This is a genomic window from Streptomyces sp. NPDC031426 (assembly GCF_055581585.1).
The window spans coordinates 73,127-90,235 of the sequence record NZ_JBVIJE010000018.1 but is presented as its reverse complement, the minus strand read 5'-3'; the positions used below and the strand labels follow the sequence as shown (position 1 = coordinate 90,235).

General features: G+C 70.6%; 15 protein-coding genes. 10 read left to right on the top strand and 5 right to left on the bottom strand.

Features of this window, described 5'->3' with window-relative positions:
* Nucleotides 1-170: 170 nt before the first annotated feature.
* The 4 genes from ACZ5NH_RS30935 to ACZ5NH_RS30920 all read left to right on the top strand — a co-directional run bounded on the left by ACZ5NH_RS30935 (nucleotide 171) and on the right by ACZ5NH_RS30920 (nucleotide 6,991).
* Nucleotides 171-1,979: an ABC-F family ATP-binding cassette domain-containing protein gene (locus ACZ5NH_RS30935; protein ID WP_468779859.1), complete on the top strand. Its 1,809-nt coding sequence runs from the start codon at nucleotides 171-173 to the stop codon at nucleotides 1,977-1,979.
* A 308-nt stretch (nucleotides 1,980-2,287) separates the two neighbouring features.
* Complete coding sequence (locus ACZ5NH_RS30930) at nucleotides 2,288-4,150, top strand: outer membrane protein assembly factor BamB family protein (RefSeq protein ID WP_468779857.1); 1,863 nt, start codon at nucleotides 2,288-2,290, stop codon at nucleotides 4,148-4,150.
* A 111-nt stretch (nucleotides 4,151-4,261) separates the two neighbouring features.
* Nucleotides 4,262-6,070 carry an outer membrane protein assembly factor BamB family protein gene (locus ACZ5NH_RS30925; protein WP_468779855.1) on the top strand — a complete coding sequence of 603 codons (1,809 nt, stop codon included), beginning with the start codon at nucleotides 4,262-4,264 and terminating at the stop codon, nucleotides 6,068-6,070.
* 237 nt (nucleotides 6,071-6,307) lie between these two features.
* Entirely contained in the window at nucleotides 6,308-6,991 is a 684-nt protein-coding gene (locus ACZ5NH_RS30920) for a helix-turn-helix transcriptional regulator (protein WP_468779853.1), read from the top strand.
* A gap of 92 nt (nucleotides 6,992-7,083) precedes the next feature.
* Here the strand turns inward: ACZ5NH_RS30920 and ACZ5NH_RS30915 are convergent, their stop codons facing one another.
* Together ACZ5NH_RS30915 and ACZ5NH_RS30910 are read right to left on the bottom strand one after the other, a co-directional pair.
* Entirely contained in the window at nucleotides 7,084-7,428 is a 345-nt protein-coding gene (locus ACZ5NH_RS30915; protein ID WP_468779851.1) for a hypothetical protein, read from the bottom strand.
* 21 nt (nucleotides 7,429-7,449) lie between these two features.
* Complete coding sequence (locus tag ACZ5NH_RS30910; protein WP_468779849.1) at nucleotides 7,450-9,141, bottom strand: sodium:solute symporter family protein; 1,692 nt, start codon at nucleotides 9,139-9,141, stop codon at nucleotides 7,450-7,452.
* A 180-nt stretch (nucleotides 9,142-9,321) separates the two neighbouring features.
* Between ACZ5NH_RS30910 and galT the strand changes: the two genes are divergently transcribed.
* The 4 genes from galT (at nucleotide 9,322) to ACZ5NH_RS30890 (ending at nucleotide 13,634) form a co-directional block, all read left to right on the top strand.
* The gene (gene galT / locus ACZ5NH_RS30905; protein WP_468779847.1) at nucleotides 9,322-10,383 is read left to right on the top strand and encodes a galactose-1-phosphate uridylyltransferase; all 1,062 of its coding nucleotides are present in this window, start codon (nucleotides 9,322-9,324) and stop codon (nucleotides 10,381-10,383) included.
* A complete protein-coding gene (gene galE, locus ACZ5NH_RS30900; protein ID WP_468779845.1) occupies nucleotides 10,380-11,342 on the top strand; it encodes a UDP-glucose 4-epimerase GalE in 963 nt (320 codons plus the stop codon). Before galT ends, galE begins: the two co-directional genes overlap by 4 nt.
* Nucleotides 11,342-12,496 (top strand): galactokinase, encoded by a 1,155-nt coding sequence (galK, locus tag ACZ5NH_RS30895; RefSeq protein ID WP_450984086.1) that lies wholly within the window; start codon nucleotides 11,342-11,344, stop codon nucleotides 12,494-12,496. The genes galE and galK overlap by 1 nt, the downstream gene beginning before the upstream one ends.
* Before the next feature lie 364 nt (nucleotides 12,497-12,860).
* Nucleotides 12,861-13,634 carry a LuxR C-terminal-related transcriptional regulator gene (locus tag ACZ5NH_RS30890; protein WP_468779843.1) on the top strand — a complete coding sequence of 258 codons (774 nt, stop codon included), beginning with the start codon at nucleotides 12,861-12,863 and terminating at the stop codon, nucleotides 13,632-13,634.
* Here the strand turns inward: ACZ5NH_RS30890 and tamR are convergent.
* Nucleotides 13,593-14,090: a MarR family transcriptional regulator TamR gene (gene tamR, locus ACZ5NH_RS30885; RefSeq protein WP_353599108.1), complete on the bottom strand. Its 498-nt coding sequence runs from the start codon at nucleotides 14,088-14,090 to the stop codon at nucleotides 13,593-13,595. The two genes, ACZ5NH_RS30890 and tamR, sit on opposite strands and share 42 nt — an antisense overlap.
* An 87-nt stretch (nucleotides 14,091-14,177) precedes the next feature.
* Here tamR and ACZ5NH_RS30880 point away from each other — a divergent pair, with 87 nt between their 5' ends.
* Complete coding sequence (locus ACZ5NH_RS30880) at nucleotides 14,178-14,990, top strand: trans-aconitate 2-methyltransferase (protein ID WP_468779841.1); 813 nt, start codon at nucleotides 14,178-14,180, stop codon at nucleotides 14,988-14,990.
* A gap of 2 nt (nucleotides 14,991-14,992) precedes the next feature.
* Nucleotides 14,993-15,376, top strand: a complete 384-nt coding sequence (locus tag ACZ5NH_RS30875) for a VOC family protein (RefSeq protein ID WP_388632092.1) — start codon at nucleotides 14,993-14,995, stop codon at nucleotides 15,374-15,376.
* Between the two features lie 16 nt (nucleotides 15,377-15,392).
* Here the strand turns inward: ACZ5NH_RS30875 and ACZ5NH_RS30870 are convergent, their stop codons facing one another.
* Both ACZ5NH_RS30870 and ACZ5NH_RS30865 read right to left on the bottom strand, forming a co-directional pair.
* Nucleotides 15,393-16,070: a TetR/AcrR family transcriptional regulator gene (locus ACZ5NH_RS30870; protein ID WP_067049993.1), complete on the bottom strand. Its 678-nt coding sequence runs from the start codon at nucleotides 16,068-16,070 to the stop codon at nucleotides 15,393-15,395.
* Nucleotides 16,067-17,074 carry an acyl-CoA desaturase gene (locus tag ACZ5NH_RS30865; RefSeq protein WP_388632089.1) on the bottom strand — a complete coding sequence of 336 codons (1,008 nt, stop codon included), beginning with the start codon at nucleotides 17,072-17,074 and terminating at the stop codon, nucleotides 16,067-16,069. Before ACZ5NH_RS30865 ends, ACZ5NH_RS30870 begins: the two co-directional genes overlap by 4 nt.
* Nucleotides 17,075-17,109 lie beyond the last annotated feature (35 nt).

Below are 17,109 nucleotides of genomic sequence, written 5' to 3'. Positions count from 1 at the left end.
GTCGACGTCCACCGCGACGGAGTGCGGGACGGTCCGCGGACGAGGGATCGCGTCACCACAAAGAGTGACCATCCCCTCGCAGTCCGTCCCCACCTCCCGAGGCCCTACGCTAGAAGGCTGACCCATGCGGCGGAGCCGCACGCCGACACAGCCCCGCGCACAGGAGTGAAATGGCCGTCAACCTCGTCAATGTCGAGAACGTCAGCAAGGTGTACGGCACCCGTGCACTGCTGGACGGCGTCTCGCTCGGCGTGTCGGAAGGGGACCGGATCGGGGTCGTCGGACGCAACGGCGACGGCAAGACCACCCTCATCCGGATGCTCGCCAAGGTGGAGGAGACCGACACCGGGCGCGTCACGCACTCCGGCGGGCTGCGGCTCGGCGTGCTCACGCAGCACGACTCCCTCGACCCCGCCGCCACCGTCCGCCACGAGGTCATCGGTGACATGGCCGACCACGAGTGGGCCGGGAACGCCAAGGTCAGGGACGTGCTGGCCGGGCTGTTCGGCGGGCTCGACCTGCCCGGCTTCCCCAAGGGGCTCGACACGGTCATCGGACCGCTGTCCGGTGGCGAGCGGCGCCGGATCGGACTCGCCAAGCTGCTCATCGAGGAACAGGACCTCCTCGTCCTCGACGAGCCCACCAACCACCTCGACGTCGAGGGCATCGCCTGGCTCGCGAAGCACCTGCAGAGCCGCCGCTCGGCGCTGGTGTGCGTGACCCACGACCGCTGGTTCCTGGACCAGGTCTGCACCCGGATGTGGGACGTGCAGCGCGGCGCTGTGCACGAGTACGAGGGCGGCTACTCCGACTACGTCTTCGCACGCGCCGAGCGCGAGCGGATCGCGGCCACCGAGGAGGCCAAGCGGCAGAACCTGATCCGCAAGGAGCTGGCCTGGCTGCGGCGCGGCGCCCCCGCCCGTACGTCCAAGCCGCGCTTCCGCGTGGAGGCCGCCAACGAGCTGATCGCGGACGTGCCGCCGCCCCGGGACAGCAGCGAGCTGATGAAGTTCGCCTCCTCGCGGCTCGGCAAGACCGTCTTCGACCTCGAGGACGTCACCGTGCAGGCCGGGCCGAAGGTGCTGCTCAAGCACGTCACCTGGCAGCTCGGACCGGGCGACCGGATCGGTCTCGTCGGCGTGAACGGCGCCGGCAAGACCTCGCTGCTGCGTGCCATGGCCGACGCCGCCCGCACCGGAGGCGAGGAACAGCCGGCGGGCGGCCGGATCGCCGTCGGCAGGACCGTCAAGCTCGCCTACCTCTCCCAGGAGGTCGCCGAACTCGACCCGACCTGGCGGGTCCTGGAGGCCGTGCAGCGGGTCCGCGAGCGCGTCGACCTCGGCAAGGGGCGCGAGATGACCGCCGGGCAGCTGTGCGAGACGTTCGGCTTCGGCAAGGAGAAGCAGTGGACGCCGGTGGGGGACCTGTCGGGCGGTGAGCGCCGGCGGCTCCAGCTGCTGCGGCTCCTCATGGACGAGCCCAACGTCCTCTTCCTGGACGAGCCCACCAACGACCTCGACATCGAGACCCTTACACAGCTGGAGGACATCCTCGACGGCTGGCCCGGCTCGATGATCGTCATCTCCCACGACCGCTTCTTCGTCGAGCGCACCACGGACCGGGTCTTCGCCCTGCTCGGTGACGGCACCCTCCGGATGCTGCCGCGCGGCATCGACGAGTACCTGGAGCGGCGCCGGCGCATGGAGGAGGCGGTCGCCGCGCAGGCCGCCGCCGCGGTGCCCAAGCCGGCCACGGCCGAGAAGAGCGCCGCCGACCAGCGCGCCGCCAAGAAGGAACTCCAGAAGATCGAGCGCCAGTTGGACAAGATCTCCGAGAAGGAGTCCAGGCTGCACGCCCAGATCGCCGACAACGCCACCGACTTCGCCAAGGTCGCCGGCCTGGACGCCCAACTGCGCGACCTCACCGGCGAACGCGAGGAACTGGAACTTCGCTGGCTGGAGTTGGCGGAGGACGCGTAGTGCGAGGGGTGCGCCCTGGCGTGAACCAGCCAGCGCGCACCCCCACTTCACCACCCCACCCCCCAACCGCCCCGCCCGCCCCCGGCGCGCGGGGCCGTTGCGTGCGCCGCGTGAAGGGGGCGTGAAGGCGCGTAACGGCGGCATCACGGGCCGGTCGTCCCTTGGGAACAGCGGCGGATCCGGGCCCGTGTGCTGTCGGTGCCGGGTGATACAAAGGGCCGTCTGAGAACCGTCTGAGTAACGACCCAGGGTCCGTCAAGAACCTCAGGGCGTGGCGAAAAATCAGTGAACGAGGGGGAAGAGCGCTGATGACCCAGCCGCCCAACCAGCCGCCGCAGGGTGGATTCGGAGCGCCGCAGGACCAGCCGCCGCAGGGCGGCGGATTCGGCGCCCCGCAGACGCCACCGGCCCCGGGCGGTTTCGGCGCCCCGAGCGCCCCGTACAACACCCCGGGCGCCCCCCAGGGCGTACCCGGTACGCCCGGCGCACCCGGCGTGCCTCCCACGCCCCCGCCCCCGCCGCCGGCCCAGCCGCCCGCCGTCCCGCCGCAGCCGCCCCAGCCGGGTTACGGCTATCCCCAGCAGCCGGGACCGTACGGCGCCCAGCAGCCGGGACCGTACGGCGCCCCCACCCCACCCGGCACCCCGGGCCCCTACGGCTATCCGCAGCAACCGGGGCCCTACGGGGCGGCGCCCCAGCCCGGGTTCGTGCGGCCGCAGCAGCCGCCGTACCCGGGTGCGCCCGGTGCCGCGCCCGGGGGGCGGCCCAGGGGGAAGACCGCGCTGATCATCGGTGCCGCGGTGGCCGCGCTGCTCCTCATAGGCGGCACGGTGTACGCGGTCACGAGCGGCGGGGACAAGGGCGGTAAGAAGAAGCCGGTCGCCCAGCAGAGCGACGGCCCCGAGCCGTCCGGCTCCGGCTCGCCGAACCCGTCGAGCGGCGGTGACGACCCGGAGAACCTCAACGCGGGCCGGAAGGCCGGTGAGGCGAAGGTGCTCTGGTACAAGTCGGCGCCGGACGCGCCCGGTTCGGGTGCCGACGCGCCCGGCCTGTGGGTCACCGGCACGACCGTGGTGAAGGCGGCGTACAAGCAGGTCTTCGGCTACGGCGTCGGCGACGGCAGGCCCGCCTGGTCCCCGATCACCCTCCCGCAGAAGATCTGCGCGATCACCCCGCAGAAGTCCACTGACGACAAGGTCGTCGTGGCCTACGAGAGTGGCACCGGCGACAAGACCGAGTGCAACCAGCTGCAGCAGATCGACCTGAACACCGGCCGGAAGGGCTGGAGCGGCAAGGTCTCCGACGGCGCGCTGTTCGACAACGCGGTCGAGATCAACCTCTCCGTCAGCGGCAAAACGCTGATGGTGGGCCGCGGGGAGTCGGGCACGGCGTACGACATCGACAGCGGCAAGAAGCTGTACGACAAGGGGAAGTACGGCGGGTCCTGCTATCCGAGCGCGTACGCGGGCGGCGCCGGCCGGCTGATCCAGGCGTCCGGCTGCGCCGCGTACGCCCCCAACGAGCACGACGAGATCCAGGAACTGGACCCGGCCACCGGCAGGGTCAAGTGGAGCCTGCCGGTCAAGAAGGGCTGGCAGGTGACCAAGGTGTACTCCCTGGACCCGCTCGTGGTGTACCTGACCAACCCGGACAAGAAGGCCTGGAACATCTCCACGTTCACCAAGGACGGCAAGATCCGCTCCCAGGTGACGGTCGATGAGAAGTTCGCCCCCCGCTGCGGCTTCCTCAACCGGGATCTGCAGGGCTGTCAGGGTGTCGTGGTCGACGCCGACACGCTGTACCTGCCGACGGACACCACGAGCAGCGCCAACGAGATCGTCGCCATCAGCCTCGTCACCGGCAAGGCGAAGTGGCGGGTCAAGTCCCCGGCCGCCGAGCCGATGTACCCGCTGAAGGCCGAGAGCGGCAAGCTCGTCGCCTATGTGCAGCCGTCGTACGACACGGGCGGCCAGGTGGTGTCGATCCCGACCACCGGCTCCTCCCACAGCACCACCAGGCTGCTGCAGAACCCGCAGGGCACCGCCGAGATCGAGGACACCTTCTTCGAGTCCGTCGTGGACTGGGCCGACGGGCGGTTCTTCATCTCCAACGGCCGGCTGTCCGGCGGCGACCAGACGAAGGAGAAGCTGATCATGGCCTTCGGCAACTGAGCCGCCGTACCGGGCGCTCCCGGTCCCGGCCCGCCAGTTCCGGCCTCTGCGCCGTCCCCACCGAATCCCTTCGCCGTCCGGCCGCTTCGGCCTCACCGAGGTACCCGTCCCATGACCCAGCCGCCCCCTCCGCCGCCCAACCAGCCCCCGCAGCAGGCCGGTTTCGGCCCCCCGAGCCCGAACCAACCGCCACAGCAGCCTCCGCAGCCGCAGCCCGGCTACGGCTACCCGCAGGCGGCATCCGCCCCGCAGCCGCCGCAGCCGCCGCCCGGCTACGGCTACCCGCAAGCGGCGTCCGCCCCGCAGCCGCCGCAGCCCGGTTACGGCTACCCCGGCGCGCAGCAGAACCCTTACGGCCGGCAGTCCCCGGCCTACGGGCAGCCGCCCTCCGCTCCCTACGGGAGCCAGCCGCAGAACCCGTACGCGCAGCCGGGTTACGGCTATCCGGGCCAGCCGCCGGCCCCGATGCCGCCGCAGCCCGTGCAGGGCGGCGGCGGGCGGAACAACACGGTGCTGTTCATCGTCGTCGCGGCGGTCGTCGCGATCGCGCTGATCGTCGGCGGCGGCATCTGGTACGCCAACTCCGGCGGCGACGGCAGGCAGCACGGCACCGCCTCGTCGAGCGGCGGCACGGGCGGCAAGAACGGCAGCGGCGGGACCACGGGCGGCGGCAAGGAGAAGGTGCCGGCCGATCCCGCGGCCAAGGTGCTGTTCCAGGTCCCGCTGCCCACCACGGACGACGTGGTGAGCACCGTGGGCGCATGGCTGACCGACAAGGTGTACGCCAAGAGCGGCGTCGCCGAGATCGTCGGCTACGACCCGGTCAAGGGCACCAAGCTGTGGACGATCAAGCTGCCCGGCCCGGTCTGCGCGGCCAGCAAGCAGGTCACGTCGGACGGCAGGACCGCGATCACCTACGAGCCCAGGACGGACACGAAGAACAGCTTCGCCGGATGTACGCAGATCGCCGCCCTCGATCTCGACGCCGGGAAAAAGCTGTGGACGCAGACGGTCAAGTCCGGTGACTACCCGGTCAGTTACCAGAATGTGACGGTTGGTCAGCGCACGGTCGCGGTCGGCGACACCAGCGGCGGTGCCGCCTTCGACATCGACTCCGGCAAGCCGCTGTGGCTGCCGAAGCCGGGCGACGACTGCTACGACGCGGGGTACGGCGGCGGTGCCAAGCTGGTCGCGGTGCGCAGCTGCGGAGGGTCCGACAACGCCCAGGTGGACATCCAGACCCTCGACCCGAAGACGGGGAAGGTGATCTCGGAGTACAAGATGGACCCGGGCCTCGACGAAGCCTCCGTCGTCTCCACCGACCCGCTGGTGGTCGCGGCCGCCGCGGGCGACAGCACCGCGATCACGGACTACTTCTCCATCGACGACAGGACTGGCAGGCTGCTCGCGCACATCTCCGCGCCGTCCAGCACCTACGCCGGCAAGTGCGAGGGCATCACCCGCGTCGAGGACTGCCACGGGATCGTCGTCGGCAACGGCAAGCTGTATCTGCCGACCGCGGAGCACGACGGCTCCTCCGGCCTCAGCCGGACCAACTCGATCGTCGCCTTCGACCTGACCACCGGAAAGCCGACGGGCCAGCGCGCCGATGCCGGAGACGACACCACGCTCTCCCCGCTGCGCATGGACGGGAGCAATCTGCTCGCCTACAAGCCGCCGACGTACCAGAAGGGCGGTCAGATCGTCAGCATCGACGGCGGCAGCTTCAAGGCGACCAAGCTGCTGGAGAACCCCGCCGTGAAGAACGTGCGGGAGGCGGAGAGCAACATCCTGCCCGACAGCGGGGAGCTCCTCTTCCGTGACGGCCGCCTGTACATGGCGCAGGTCTTCGCCCGCCGGAAGGGCGAATCGTCGATCGGCGAGGAGGACCTGGTGCTGGCGTTCGGCACGGGCGGCTGACGCCGTACGACCCGCCGCGCGGCCACCGCGGCGGTCTCGCCCGAATGGGTGACTTACCGAGAAGTGCCCCGGATTTCATCGATCCGGGGCACTTCTCATGAATAGGGGCAGCGCTCCGTCGAACAAGCGTGTAGCTTCCGGGGGCATGAAGGACGAGGAGCCGGGGGGCCCTCTGTCCGTGCGGACCGGTGGGCGTCCATAGTGGGGCATCCATGGGGGGGACTGGGGGGTTGCTCTATGGGAGTGCGGCTCATGGTCGTCGACGACCATCGCCTGCTCGCGGAGGCGCTCGCGTCGGCGCTCAAGCTGCGCGGGCACCGGGTGCTCGCCGCGGCGGCGCCGGCCGCGGGCGCGGCGGACCTGGTGATCGCGCGGGCGCCGGAGGTGTGCCTGCTGGGTACGGCGGCGCCGGCCGAACCGGGTGTCTTCGACCCGGTGGTGAAGGTCAAGCGGGAGCGGCCGCAGGTGGCGGTGGTGGTGCTCGGCCCGGTGCCGTCGCCGCGGGGGATCGCGGCGGCGTTCGCGGCGGGGGCGTCGGGGTACGTGCGGCACGACGAGCGGATCGAGGGCGTCGAGCGGGCGATCATGAAGGCGCGGGCCGGGGAGGCGGCGGTGGCTCCCCAGTTGCTGCAGGGGGCGTTCGGGGAGCTGCTCAACCCGGCGGCGCAGCCCGATGACGAGGCCCAGCGGCTGCTGTCGATGCTGACGCCGCGGGAGGTGGAGGTGCTGGTGCGGGTGGCCGACGGGGAGGACACCCGGCTGATCGCGGCGGGGATGGGCATCGCGCCGAGCACGGCCCGCACCCATGTCCAGCGGGTGCTGATGAAGCTGGGCGTCGGGTCGCGATTGGAAGCGGCGGCGTTGGCCGCGCGCACAGGGTTGCTGGACCGGGCGGGACCGTTGGGTTCCAGTACGGAATAGGCGCCCTGCGCCGGTGCCGGCCGGGTGCGCCCCGCAGGGGCGCGGGGAACTGCGCGACCAGCCCCCACGCACCCGCACACGGGAACGGCGCTTCAGTCCCCCCGCGTCTCCTCCGGCAGGCCCTCCGGAGGAACCGGCGGTGGAGTCGGGCGGAGCTTCAGCCAGGCCAGGAAGAAGATGCCCAGCAGGAGCATGCCGATCCCGGTCCACAGGTTGATGTTGACGCCCTGGGCCTTGTCGATGGCGGCCTGGGAGTCGGTGATACCGGTGATCGTGACGATGACGCCGTACAGCACGAACAGGCCGCCGATGATGCGGCGCAGGTCGAAGATGCGGGCGGCCGTCGCGGACTTGCCCTCCAGCTCGGTGACTTCCCGCGCCACCTCGTCCTCGGTGTAGTGGTGGCGACGGTCAGGGTGCTCGGGGTGTTCGGACATGGTTTCCTCGATCCTCCCGCGTCAGAACGAGAACGGGATGTAGCAGACGGCGGCGAGCACGACCGCGCCCCAGCCCAGCAGGGCCGGCCGGCGGTACCAGGCCTCGTCGCCCGGTGCGGGCGGTTCGGACATGCCGGGGGAGCGGGTGCCGTAGACCAGGCCCTGCAGCTCCTGCGCCGGCTTCGGACTGGTGAACAGGGACACCGCGACCATCACGACCGCGCCGGCGACGAAGCCCGCGATCGCGGAGACGAAGTTGGCGCCCTGGTCGGAGGGGATGGAGATGATCCCCTTCTTGTAGAAGACGAAGTAGTTGATCATCGCGGTCACGGTGCCCGCGAGCAGGCCCCAGAAGCCGGCCTTGGCGGACGCCCGCTTCCAGAACATGCCGACGATGAACACGACGAACATCGGCACGTTGAAGAAGGAGAACAGCGTCTGCAGGTAGGCCATGATGTTCGAGAACGAGGAGGCCAGGAACGCCGTGCCGATGGAGGCGAGGACGCCGATCACGGTGATCAGGCGGCCGAACCGGACGTAGTAGGCGTCCTCGCGGCCGCGCATCGCGTACTTCGCCCAGATGTCGTTGGTGAACACGGTGTTGAAGGACGACACGTTGGCCGCCATGCCGGCCATGAAGGCGGCGAGCAGACCGGTGACGGCGATGCCGAGCACGCCGTTGGGCAGCAGTTCCTGCATCAGGTACGGGATGGCGTCGTTGTACTGGTAACCGGAGCCGGCGGTGCCGAACTTGGGGATGAGCGCGGCGGCGACCAGGCCCGGGATCATCACCAGGAAGACGATGAAGATCTTCGGGTAGGCGGCGATCAGCGGGGTCCGCTGCCCCGCGGAGAGGTTCTTCGCGGACAGGGCGCGCTGCACCTCGGCGAAGTTGGTCGTCCAGTAGCCGAAGGAGAGGACGAAGCCGAGGCCGAGGACGATGGTCAGCCAGTTCGCGCCGAGCGGGTTGACATGACCGATGCCGGTGCCGCCCCAGGCGGTGCTGAAGTTCGCGCCGTGCGTCGCGGTGAGCTTGTGGGTCAGCCCGCTCCAGCCGCCGGCCTTCTTCAGGCCGAGGACGGTGATCGGGATGAGGGCGGCCAGGATCACGAAGAACTGCAGGACCTCGTTGTAGATCGCCGAGGACAGGCCGCCGAGGGTGATGTACGCGAGCACGAACGCGCCGGCGACCACGATCGCGACCCACTGCGGCCAGCCGAGCAGGGCCTCGACGACGATCGCGAGGGCGTACAGGTTGACCCCCGCGATCAGGATCGCGGCGAACGCGAACAGGATCGAACTGAGCAGGTGGGCGGCCCGGTCGAAGCGCAGCAGCAGGAACTCGGGGACCGAGCGGACCTTGCTGCCGTAGTAGAACGGCATCATCACCAGGCCCAGGAAGACCATCGCCGGGATGGCGCCGATCCAGTACCAGTGCACGGTGTACGCGCCGTACTGGGCGCTGTTCGCGGCCATGCCCAGGATCTCGGTGGCCGCCAGGTTCGCCGAGATGAAGGCGAGGCCGGTGATCCAGGCGGGCAGCGAGCGTCCGGAGAGGAAGAAGTCCAGGCTGGTCTTCACCGAGCGGCGGGCCGCGAAGCCGATGCCGAGCACGACGACGAAGTAGATCACCAGGATCGTGTAGTCCAGCCAGTTCGTGGGGAGCCGTAGCGCCGCCGCCATATACAGGGGGCTGTCTGTGGGGGTTTGCATGAGTACTCGCTTCGTTGCGCGAACTGATCCAGAGCGGAACCTACGCCTCCGCGTTCAGAAATTGAACACTTCTGTTGGTGTCCTTTGTTTGATTGTGATCGTCCCCACTGTTGTCGAGTTGTGGTCTGTTATGTTTGATTGTGTTGAGTGATTGGGTGCGGGACGTAGAGGAGTCCGGCGTTGAAGAAGACCTCGACACGGCTGGCCGACGGTCGTGAGCTCATCTACTACGACCTGCGGGACGACACCGTGCGGGACGCCGTCGACCGCCGCCCGCTGGAGCGGACCCATACGACCTCCGAGATCCGCCGTGACGTGCTGCTCGGCGACTCGGTCGCCGTCGCCTCCCACCGGCAGGGCCGCACCTACCACCCGCCGGCGAACGAGTGCCCCCTGTGCCCCACGCGGGGCGACCGGCTCAGCGAGGTCCCGGACTCGTCGTACGACGTCGTCGTCTTCGAGAACCGCTTCCCCTCCCTCGCCGGCGGCTCCGGCCGCTGCGAGGTCGTCTGCTTCACCTCCGACCACGACGCCTCCTTCGCCGGCCTGAGCGTCGAACAGGCCCGGCTGGTGCTGGACGCGTGGACGGACCGAACGTCGGAGCTGTCGCATCTGCCCTCCGTCGAGCAGGTGTTCTGTTTCGAGAACCGCGGTGCCGAGATCGGCGTGACCCTCCAGCACCCGCACGGACAGATCTACGCCTACCCCTTCACCACCCCGCGCACCGGGCTGATGCTCCGCTCGCTCGCCTCGCACAAGGAGGCGACCGGCGGCGAGAACCTCTTCGACACCGTCCTGGAGCGGGAGCTCGCCGAGGAACGGGTCGTCCTCGAGGGTGAACACTGGGCGGCCTTCGTGCCGTACGCGGCGCACTGGCCGTACGAGGTACACCTGTACCCCAAGCGCCGCGTGCCCGATCTGCTCGCCCTCGACGAGGCGGCGCGCACAGAATTCCCCCAGGTCTATCTGGAACTCTTGAGGCGCTTCGACCGAATCTTCGGCGAGGGGGAACCTCCCACGCCCTACATCGCGGCCTGGCACCAGGCCCCGTTCGGCGCGCTGGAGGAGTTCGAGGGGGTCACGCGGGACGACTTCGCGCTCCACCTCGAGCTTTTCACCATCCGCCGCACTTCCGGCAAGCTGAAGTTTCTCGCGGGTTCCGAGTCCGGCATGAGCGTGTTCATCAACGACGTGCCGCCGGAGCGCGCGGCCGAGCGACTGCGAGAGGTAGCGAGTTCATGAAGTACCTGGTGACGGGTGGCGCGGGTTACGTCGGCAGTGTCGTGGCCCAGCATCTGCTGGAGGCCGGCCACGAGGTCACCGTCCTCGACAACCTCTCCACCGGCTTCCGCGAGGGCGTCCCGGCCGGGGCGGCCTTCGTCGAGGGCGACATCCGCGACGCCGCCAAGTGGCTCGACCCCTCCTACGACGGCGTGCTGCACTTCGCCGCGTCCTCGCAGGTCGGCGAGTCGGTGGTGAAGCCGGAGAAGTACTGGGACAACAACGTCGCTGGCTCCATGGCGCTGCTCGGCGCGATGCGCGAGGCGGGCGTGCGCAAGCTCGTCTTCTCCTCCACGGCGGCCACCTACGGCGAGCCGGAGCAGGTCCCGATCGTGGAGACCGCGCCGACCAGGCCGACCAACCCCTACGGCGCCTCCAAGCTGGCCGTCGACCACATGATCACCAGCGAGGCCGGCGCCCACGGTCTGGCGGCGGTCTCCCTGCGCTACTTCAACGTGGCCGGCGCCTACGGCGCGCACGGCGAGCGCCACGACCCCGAGTCCCACCTGATCCCGCTGGTCCTCCAGGTCGCCCAGGGCCGCCGCGACGCGATCTCCGTCTACGGCGACGACTACCCGACCCCGGACGGCACCTGCGTCCGCGACTACATCCACGTCGCGGACCTGGCCGAGGCCCACCTGCTGGCCCTGGCGGCCGCGCAGCCGGGCGAGCACCTCATCTGCAACCTCGGCAACGGCGAGGGCTTCTCCGTCCGCGAGGTCATCGAGACGGTCCGGCAGGTCACCGGCCGCCCGATCCGCGAGATCGTGGCCCCGCGCCGCGGCGGCGACCCGGCCGTCCTGGTCGCCTCGGCGGACACGGCGCGCGAGAAGCTGGGCTGGAACCCGACCCGCGCGGATCTCGCGGGCATCGTCGCGGATGCGTGGGAGTTCACGCAGAGCATCACGAAGGAGCACTAGTGGGGGCACAGCAGGTCGCGGAGCGCTTCGCCGAGCTGTACGGGGCCGCGCCGGAGGGCGTGTGGGCGGCACCCGGCCGCGTCAACCTCATCGGCGAGCACACCGACTACAACGACGGCTTCGTGATGCCGTTCGCGCTGCCGCACCGGGCGATCGCGGCGGTCTCCCGCCGCACCGACGGCGTCCTGCGCCTGCACTCGGCGGACGTCGAGGGCGGCGTCAGGGAGCTGCGGCTGGACGCCCTGGCCCCGCAGAGCGACGACGACTGGACGGCGTACCCGGCGGGCGTGGTCTGGGCGCTGCGCGAGGCGGGCCACGGTGTGACCGGCGCGGACGTCCACCTGTCCTCGACGGTCCCGACCGGCGCCGGCCTGTCCTCCTCGGCGGCCCTGGAGGTGGTGATCGCGCTCGCGCTGCGCGACCTCTACGACCTGGGCCTTCCGGGCTGGAAGCTGGCCCGGCTGTGCCAGCGCGCCGAGAACGTCTACGTCGGTGCGCCGACCGGCATCATGGACCAGACCGCGTCGGCCTGCTGCGAGCAGGGCCATGCGCTCTTCCTGGACACCCGCGACCTGTCCCAGCAGCAGATCCCCTTCGACCTCGCGGCCGAGGGCCTGCGCCTGCTGGTCGTGGACACCCGGGTCAAGCACGCCCACAGCGGCGGCGAGTACGGCAAGCGGCGGGCCGGCTGCGAGAAGGGCGCGGCCCTGCTCGGCGTCGACGCCCTGCGGGACGTCCCCTACGCCGAGCTGGACGCGGCGCTCGCCCGCCTGGGCGACGAGGAGGAGGTCGTCCGCCTGGTCCGCCATGTGGTGACGGAGGACCACCGGGTCGAGCGGGTCGTCGGCCTGCTCCGCGCCGGTGAGACCCGCGCCATCGGCCCGGTCCTCACCGAGGGCCACGCCTCCCTGCGCGACGACTTCCGCATCTCTTGCCCCGAGCTGGACCTGGTCGTCGACACGGCCCTGGCGAACGGCGCGCTCGGCGCCCGCATGACCGGCGGCGGCTTCGGCGGCTCGGCGATCGTCCTGGCGGAGGCCACGGACGTCGACACCCTCACCAAGGCGATCGAAGAAGCCTTCGCAGCGGCGGGCTTCACGGCCCCCCGGGTCTTCGAGGCAGTGCCGTCGGCGGGGGCGCGGCGGGAGGTCTGAACCCACCGCCCCGGATGCAGCGGCACCGGGCGTCAGCGATGATCCCGGTGCCGTGAGGGAAGCAGATCACGTCGGGGATTGTCGACTTCCGTCTCGAAATGAAACTTGCGGCACACGAGAAACGCGCTGGACGGCCAGTTCTGCAAATCTCCTTCCGCTGCGTGCTCCCGTCCGTACTCTGTGGAACAGCACCGGTGGGGGCCGGTGCTGATCAGGGGGCGAGACAGGCGGGTACGGCGCCCGCGGTGGGGGTAGCAGTTTCCGCGACGGCGGCGGCCGCGCGGCGTGCGTCCTTTCCGTGGGTGTCCGTACCCGCGCGGGTCGTCGTTCTCCAGTGGACCAGGCCCGGTCCGGGAGGGGTTTCGTGGTTCGTATCCGAGTCCTGGTCGTCGACGACCACCGTATCTTCGCCGAGTCGCTCGCTGCCGCCCTGGCCGCCGAGCCGGACGTCGAGGTCTCCGCCGCCGGCAGCGGCCCCGCCGCGCTGCGCTGTCTGGAGCGGGCGGCCGGTGAGGGCCGCCGTTTCGATGTGCTGCTGGTCGACGCCGACCTCGGTGGCCATGTGCCCGGCAGCCGTCCGACGGTTCCCGTGCCCGTGCAGGAGGGGAACGAGGAGGGCCTGGTCGACGGGCTCTCGCTGGTCGCCGGGGTCCGCGCCGCCCAGCCCGCCGTGCGGATCGTGGTGCTCGCCGAGAAGGACGATTCCCGGCGGGCGGCGCTCGCGCTGCAGGCCGGTGCCTCGGGGTGGGTCGCCAAGGACTGCTCGCTGTCCCGGCTGCTGACGGTGATCCGGGGTGTGCTGCGCGACGAGACCCATCTGCCGCCCGCCCTGCTCACCGGTGTGCTCAGGGAGCTGACGGCCGCCCGCCGGCACCGCACCGAGAGCGAGCGGCTGGTGGAGTCCCTCACCCCGCGCGAGCGGGAGGTGCTGCGCTGCATGGTCGCGGGCCTCGGCCGCAAGGCCGTCGCCGAGCGGCTGTTCCTCTCCCCGCACACCGTGCGCACCCATATGCAGAACGTCCTCGGCAAGCTGGGTGTCCACTCGACACTGGCCGCCGTCGCCCTCGCCCGCCGGGCGGGGGTCGGACCGGCCGAGCTAACCGGGGATGTTGTCGAACGGGGCGGTCAACTGGCGTAGCAGACCGGCCAGTTCGGCGCGCTGGGCGCGGGACAGCTCGGCGAGGATCGCCCGCTCCTGCTCCAGCAGGCCGGCCAGCGCCTGGTCGGCGCGGTCCCGGCCGGTCCCGGTCAGCCGGACCAGCACGCCCCGCCGGTCGCTCGGGTCGGGCAGCCGCTCCACCAGGCCCTTCTTGGCCAGCCGGTCGATGCGGTTGGTCATCGTGCCCGAAGTGACCAGGGTCTGCGTCAGCAGCTGACCGGGGGAGAGCTGGTACGGCGTGCCCGCGCGCCGGAGCGCGGTCAGCACGTCGAACTCCCACGGCTCCAGCTGGTGCTCGGCGAAGGCGAGCCGGCGCGCACGGTCCAGATGCCGGGCGAGTCGGCTCACCCGGCTGAGCACTTCCAGCGGCTCCACGTCGAGGTCCGGACGTTCCCGGCGCCACGCTGCGACCAGCCGATCGACCTCGTCCTCCATGGAGATCAGTGTAGTGGTTGTGTCGACATGAAGTCTCTTGACATCAAGCCTCTTGACGTCGAGATAAGCCCGGAGGACAGTGGTGGTATGACGACACCGATCTGGGACCCCGGGCAGTATCTGCGACACGCCGGTCACCGGGCCCGTCCCTTCGCCGACCTCCTCGCCCGCGTCCCCGCGCTCCCCACGCGGGCGCCTCGCATCGCCGACCTCGGCTGCGGCCCGGGCAACGTCACCGCGCTGCTCACCGAACGCTGGCCCGCCGCCCATGTCACCGGCTACGACAACTCGCCCGAGATGCTCGACCGGGCCCACACCGAGCACGAAGGCCCCACCGCGGGCGGCGGACGGCTGGACTTCGCCCCGGCCGACGTACGCACCTGGGTGCCCGGGGAGCCGTACGACCTGATCGTCTCCAACGCGACCCTCCAGTGGGTGCCGGACCACGCCGACCGCTTCGCCCAGTGGACCGCCGGCCTCAGGACCGGTGGCACCTTCGCCTTCCAGGTCCCCGACAACATCGACGCCCCGCTGCACGCCCTGATGCGCGAACTCGCCGGCACCCCCCGCTGGAAGTCCCGGCTCGCCGACGTCCTGCGCCGCACCGACTCCGTGCACACCCCCGGCGCCTACCTGGACCGCCTCGCCCGCCTGGGCTGCGCGACCGACGTGTGGCAGACGACGTACTTCCACCTCCTGCAGGGCGAGGATCCCGTCCTGGACTGGGTGAAGGGCACCGGCCTCAGGCCCGCACTGACCGCGCTCGCCGACGACCCCGAGGCACGCGACGCGTTCCTGGCGGAGTACCGGGACCTGCTGCGGCAGGCCTACCCCAGCGCGCCGTACGGCACGGTCCTGCCCTTCCGCCGGCTGTTCGCCGTCGCCGTGAAGGAGGCCTGAGCATGCTCGCCGCGGTCGACCATGTGCAGCTGGCGGCCCCGCCCGGGTCGGAGGACGCACTGCGGGCGTACTACGTCGACGTTCTGGGGATGACGGAGATCCCGAAGCCACCGGTGCTCGCGGCGCGCGGCGGCTGCTGGTTCCAGGCGGGGGCCGTGCAGCTCCACCTGGGCATCGAAGACGCCCCCGCCGGAGGCGGAGAATGTCACTGGCGACCGGCGAAGAAGGCCCATCCGGGGCTCAGGGTCACGGAGATCGAGGCGTACGCGGCCCGCCTCACCGCCAAGGGCGCGCAGGTCACCTGGGACGACAACCTCCCCGGCCACCTGCGCTTCTACTCGCAGGACCCCGTCGGCAACCGGCTGGAGTTCCTCCAGCCCCGATGACCGCGGGGCCCCTGGGCTACGCCTTGCGGTGCCCGATCAGCCGCGGCTTCTGCTCCAGCCCGTCCAGCCCGTGCCACGCCAGGTTCACCAGATGCGCGGCGACCTCCGCCTTCTTCGGGCGGCGCACGTCCAGCCACCACTGGCCGGTCAGGGCGACCATGCCGACCAGCGCCTGCGCGTACAGCGGGGCCAGCTTCGGGTCGAAGCCGCGGGACTTGAACTCGCGGCCCAGGATGTCCTCCACCTGGGTGGCGATGTCGGAGATGAGCGAGGCGAAGGAGCCCGTGGACTGGGGGATGGGGGAGTCACGGACCAGGATGCGGAAGCCGTCCGTGTACTCCTCGATGTAGTCCAGCAGAGCGAACGCGGCCTGCTCGCACAGCTCACGCGGATGGCCTGCGGTCAGGGAGCTGGTCACCATGTCCAGCAGGCGGCGCATCTCGCGGTCCACCACCACCGCGTACAGGCCCTCCTTGCCGCCGAAGTGCTCGTACACCACCGGCTTGGACACCCCGGCCTTCGCCGCGATCTCCTCCACCGAGGTGCCCTCGAAACCCTTCGCGGCGAAGAGGGTACGACCGATCTCCAGCAGCTGCTGGCGGCGCTCCGCACCGGTCATACGGGTCCGGCGGGTCCGCCGCGGTTTGTCGTTGCTGGAGGTACTGCTGGAGTCGGTCGCCACGGCGTCAATCATGCCGCCTTCGCGGTCTCCGTCCGGCGCCGGGAGCCGCCCTGGTCGGTGTTCCGGCGCGAATCGATACGCGAGCGTGACGGCCAGCGCACGTCGTACGCCCAGCCCAGCAGCTCGAAGATGCGGATGAACCGGGCCGAGGAGTCGATCTGGCCGCGCATCACACCGTGCCGCGCCGAGGTCGGGTCGGCATGGTGCAGGTTGTGCCAGGACTCACCGCACGACAGCACCGCCAGCCACCACACATTGCCCGAACGGTCCCGCGACTTGAACGGCCGCTTGCCCACCGCGTGACAGATCGAGTTGATCGACCACGTCACATGGTGCAGCAACGCCACCCGTACGAGTGAACCCCAGAAGAACGCGGTGAACGCGCCCCACCAGGACATCGTCACCAGACCGCCGATCAGCGGCGGCAGGAGCAGGGAGACGCCCGTCCAGTACACGAACTGCCGGGAGATCGCCCGGATCGCCGGGTCCTTGATCAGATCCGGCGCGTACTTGTCCTGCGGGGTCTGCTCCTCGTCGAACATCCAGCCGATGTGAGCCCACCACAGTCCCTTCATCAGCGCCGGAACCGTCTCGCCGAACCGCCACGGAGAGTGCGGGTCGCCCTCCGCGTCCGAGAACTTGTGGTGCTTGCGGTGATCGGCCACCCAGCGCACCAGGGGCCCCTCGACCGCCAGCGAACCCATGATCGCCAGCGCGATCCTCAGCGGCCGCTTGGCCTTGAACGAACCGTGGGTGAAGTACCGGTGGAAACCGATCGTGATGCCGTGGCACCCCAGGAAGTAGAAGAACACCAGCAGGCCCAGATCGAGCCAGCTCACCCCCCAGCCCCAGGCCAGCGGCACGGCCGCCACGAGCGCCAGGAACGGCACGGTGATGAACAGAAGCAGCGTGATCTGCTCGATCGAACGCTTCTGCTCGCCACCCAGCGTGGCGGACGCGGTCGCACTGTCGTCGGCCTTACGGGCTTCGTCGATCACATCGGAACTTGAGGTCATGCGCGTCCCCTGTGGGGTCGAGGGTCGAGGCAGTT

Excerpts from the sequence above, each read along its gene's own strand:
- ACZ5NH_RS30935 (WP_468779859.1), top strand. The coding sequence starts at position 171 with ATGGCCGTCAACCTCGTCAATGTCGAGAACGTCAGCAAGGTGTACGGC.
- ACZ5NH_RS30930 (WP_468779857.1), top strand. The coding sequence starts at position 2,288 with ATGACCCAGCCGCCCAACCAGCCGCCGCAGGGTGGATTCGGAGCGCCG.
- ACZ5NH_RS30925 (WP_468779855.1), top strand. The coding sequence starts at position 4,262 with ATGACCCAGCCGCCCCCTCCGCCGCCCAACCAGCCCCCGCAGCAGGCC.
- ACZ5NH_RS30920 (WP_468779853.1), top strand. The coding sequence starts at position 6,308 with ATGGGAGTGCGGCTCATGGTCGTCGACGACCATCGCCTGCTCGCGGAG.
- ACZ5NH_RS30915 (WP_468779851.1), bottom strand. The coding sequence starts at position 7,428 with ATGTCCGAACACCCCGAGCACCCTGACCGTCGCCACCACTACACCGAG.
- ACZ5NH_RS30910 (WP_468779849.1), bottom strand. The coding sequence starts at position 9,141 with ATGCAAACCCCCACAGACAGCCCCCTGTATATGGCGGCGGCGCTACGG.
- galE (WP_468779845.1), top strand. The coding sequence starts at position 10,380 with ATGAAGTACCTGGTGACGGGTGGCGCGGGTTACGTCGGCAGTGTCGTG.
- tamR (WP_353599108.1), bottom strand. The coding sequence starts at position 14,090 with ATGGAGGACGAGGTCGATCGGCTGGTCGCAGCGTGGCGCCGGGAACGT.
- ACZ5NH_RS30880 (WP_468779841.1), top strand. The coding sequence starts at position 14,178 with ATGACGACACCGATCTGGGACCCCGGGCAGTATCTGCGACACGCCGGT.
- ACZ5NH_RS30875 (WP_388632092.1), top strand. The coding sequence starts at position 14,993 with ATGCTCGCCGCGGTCGACCATGTGCAGCTGGCGGCCCCGCCCGGGTCG.
- ACZ5NH_RS30870 (WP_067049993.1), bottom strand. The coding sequence starts at position 16,070 with ATGATTGACGCCGTGGCGACCGACTCCAGCAGTACCTCCAGCAACGAC.
- ACZ5NH_RS30865 (WP_388632089.1), bottom strand. The coding sequence starts at position 17,074 with ATGACCTCAAGTTCCGATGTGATCGACGAAGCCCGTAAGGCCGACGAC.